Genomic DNA, 3,899 nt, shown 5'->3' on the forward strand with positions numbered 1-3,899 from the left:
CGGCCAGCCGGTCTTGCGCCGCGACGCCCGCGCCCTGGACGCCGGCCGCGGCCTCGTTGGTGGACTCCAGCAGCGCCCCCTTCGCGTGGCTGACCGTCGTGCGTCCTGTGCCGTAGCCCCGGACCGCCCCGCGGATGTCCGCTGAGGCGCTCCGCACCACGCGCTGTGTCCGGCGCCGATCCGTGGCGACGATGCCCGCGACGGCTCGCTTCGCGTCTCGGACCAGCGTGCCGGCGGACCGCCTCGTCCGCGCCATGTCGGCCTCGATGCGCCGGATCCGCCGCCGGCGCTCCGCGGCTGCCAGCTGCTCCGTCGCCAGCGGTGCCGCGGCGGCCGCGGCAGCTGCCGCGAAGGCGCGGGCCGCGACGTGCCCCTCCCCGGACCGGCCCGCCGCCCGTGCCGTCGGCAGGCCGACTCGCGCGCACACCACCATGCCGACGGTCGAGATCAGCGCCTCGGCCTGCAGCGCGAGTCCCATGACGCTAGCGCGCCCGTCGCCATGGGCGTTGAAGTTGGTCCCGCCGACGAGCGTCCCGTTGACCGTCGCGTCGATCTTGGCGAGGTCGACGCCGCCGACCGAGAGCTTGTACCCCTGGGGCGAGCACGCCGGAGTCGGCTTCCGCGGATCGCAGCCGTCGCCCCCGAGCGGCCCGAGCCCCCCGCTGAAGCCGAGGTAGAAGCGGTTCGGGATCCCCGCGAGGAGGGTCGCGTTCGCGCTGCCCAGCGACACGGGGATCGGCAGGCCCTTGACCAGGGTGAGGGTCCCCGCGACGTTGAGGGACAGCGGGACGTTGGTGTAGGTGACGCCGCCGGGAGCAGTGAGCGGCGACCTGAGCGTCACGGTGTCGCCGAATGCGGCGCGGAAGTCCCCGTCGAGCTGCAGCGCCGCCTCGTTGTTGATCTTCGGTCCCCCGAGCAGGCTGATGCCGCCCGACACGGTGACCGGGGAGAAGGCGAATCCGGCGCGGAGGGTGTCGAGGACGACTGCCCCGCCCGTGGCCGGGATCGGCTTGTTGAGGTTCTCCGCGCTCCCGTCGATGCTCTTGAACGCTCCGCTCTCGATCACGATCTTGACGTGCAGGAGGTAGTCGAACCCCGGCAGCTTGAAGCCGGTCTGCGCGGTCCAGCTGTTGGTGTCGAGGTTGAACGAGAACCCGACCTGGCCGAAGTTGATGCTCGTCTTGGGGATCGACAGGCTGGGCACGTCGAACGTGAGGGCGCGCAGGTTCTCCGCCCCGGACGCGCTGACCGCCAGGGTGGCCGAGCCGGTCGCGGCCGAGCTGCCCGAGAGGCTGCGGGACCCGGCGATGTCCTCGAGGCTCGGCAGGCCGACCTGCAGGGTCATCAGCGCCCCGCCGGTGGGTTGCGGCGCAATCACGACGGGCCCCGCGATCGGCAGGCCGTGAAGGTCGTGGAGGTGCCGGCCGGCCCGGGAGGCGAGATAGAGCGCAGGCCCGGAGGTCGCCGCCTGCCCCGACGCCCGGGGGTCGAAGCTCGCGCCCGTTCCTCCGCCGTCAGGTGATTCCAGGACCCCCTCGAACAGCGTCGTCGAGCCGGTCGCCAGGGTGTACGCCCCGTTCCCCGCCATCCGCAGGTTCGGCACGTCGATCAGGAGCGCGGGCCTCGTCGTCTGCGCGTACGTCGTGAGCAGGTCGTTGCAGCTCGTGTCCGCGGGCTCGCAGGCGAACGTCGCGACGGGTCGCGGCTGCCGGTTGCCGCTCGCGCTGACCGTGATCCCGTTGATCGTGGAGGTGCCTTCGACGATGAAGTGCCCCTTGTTGTCGCCGTAGAGGCAGCCGGTCACCTGCAGCGCGCCGCCTGCGGCGGTGATCTTCCTCGTCTGGTTCAAGCACCGCGTGGGGCTGAGCCTGTCGCCGCTCGGCGGCCCGGGCGCCGGACCGGGGCCGGGCGGACCGTTCGGCGGGCCGTCCGGAGACGGGACCGGTGCGGGGGCCGGCCCGGGGGTCGGTCCGGGGATCGGTGACGGGGCCGGACCGGTGGAAGCGGTCGTGAACGTCACCGTGTTCCCGTACGCCGGACCGGGGAACACGCGAGGTGCGAGGAACACCGTCCGCGCGTGGTAGGTCGTGTTGGGCGTGAGCTGGTCGACGGCCGCCGAGATGCGGTTGTCGGAGCCGACGCACCCGGTCCCCGGCGCTCTCGGCGCCACCGGGATGCTGGCCACGTCCGACCGGAACGCCGGATCGGTGCTGTACTCGAACCGGCACGTGGTGAGGCCGGGCTCGCGGAACGCACGCTGCTCGGGCGCGATGTCGACATGCCCACCGAGGAGCGCGCCGCTCTGACCGACGTTCGCCGCCGGGTCCGTGGTGACCCTCGGAGCGGGGGCCGTCGTGACGAGCTCCGAGGAGCCACCGTCGACACGCGTCCCCCCGATGAGGGCGAACGCACGGACGAGGTGGACGTCCGCCGGTGTCAGGTCACCGACCGTGCCCCCGAACTGCGCCGTCTCCCCGGCGCTCGGTGCGCAAGGCACCTCCAGCTCGCGGTTGTAGAGCGCGAACCCGCAACGCGCGGTGCCGACGGTCGCGCCCTCCGGCACCGTGATCGAGGCCCGCAGCGCCGCCGAGGTGTTCCGGATCTGCGCCGCGACGGTCGGGGACGCGACGGTGAGATCGTCGGTGAGTGCGTACGCGGAGTGACTGACCGCCTGCGCCCCGACGGACCGCACTCGCGCCTGCAGGTCGCCGGTGAAGACCGACCGCGGCGTCGGGTCGTCGGACCGCCGCCGACGACCGAGGAGGCCGTACCGCGCGCCCCCCCATGAGTACAGGGCGCCGGACGTGGTGACGACGTAGCCCTGCTGGGCGCCGGCCGCCAGTTGCTCGACCGACGCGCCGGCGGGCAGGTTCGTGATCTGGCGCGGAGGGACCGGGTCGGCCGACGTGCTTCCGTTCGCCAGCTGACCGTGGCGGTTGGTGCCCCACCCGTACACGGCCCCGGTCGAGCTCAGCGCGAGTCCGAAGCCATCGGCGTCCGTCTCCGTCCCTACCCCCGGGTCGCCACCGGCCGCGATCTGCGTGATCCGGACCCCGGGCGGGAACGGGACCGCCAGGACGCCCGAGACCGGTCCGCCCCGGCCGTCGCCCATCTGCCCGCTCTCGTTCGCTCCCCAGGCGTAGACCTTCCCGTCGTCGGTGAGCGCGAGGAAGAAGTGGGGTCCGGCGGCGACCTGCGTGACGACGGTCCCGCTGGGCAGCGGAACCGGCACCCCACCGTGACTGTCAGGGCTGCCGCCGCCGGCTCCGTGCTCCCCGCGGGCGTCACTGCCCCAGGCCGTGAGCGTCCCGGCGGGGACATCGAGCACGACCGAGGCCGCGACGCCGCTGGCGATCCGGAACGGGCGCTGCGGCTCCGGGAACCCGCCGAGCCGGTTGCGCAGCGGCAGGTCACCCTGCCGGGCTCCGGGGCCGCCCAGCAGCAGCTCCCCGTGCACGTCCGTCCCGGCCGATGAGCCCGCCCCGTTCTCACGGTTCGGGTCGGTCGGCGAGTCGATGAAGATGGTGCCCTTGGCGGTCGGTGCGATCCCGGCGACGACGAGCTGCTCGTCGCCCGTCCCTCGTACGTCGACCGCGGTCGGCCAGCAGGTCGACAGCGCCTGGGTGACCACGCCCCGACCCGTTCCGTAGTCGCCCCAGCCGATCACGCGACCGGTCGTCGTTAGGGCGTATCCGCGGTTGAGCCCCGCGGCCACCGCGCTGACCTGGGTGCGAGGCGGGAGATGGACCGGCCAGGGAACGTCGGACTGGGCGGGTACCTCGGTGCACTCGCCGGGGCCGAACTGGCCCGTCCCGGTGCCGAGCGCCCCGGAGACCTGCGCCCCGGTGCCGTTGCCGTTGCTGCCCCAAGCGAACACCGTGGCCGACGCCGCGGTCGGC

At 73.7% G+C, this 3,899-nt stretch carries 1 protein-coding gene; it reads right to left on the reverse strand.

The genetic code is table 11. The annotated features are described in order from the left end of the window. Positions 1-3,899: RCC1 domain-containing protein (locus tag ABYE80_RS18255; protein WP_372791729.1), on the reverse strand; the 3,899-nt coding region annotated here is incomplete at both ends.

The sequence above is a fragment of the Paraconexibacter sp. genome, assembly GCF_041602235.1.
Taxonomy (GTDB): domain Bacteria; phylum Actinomycetota; class Thermoleophilia; order Solirubrobacterales; family Solirubrobacteraceae; genus Paraconexibacter.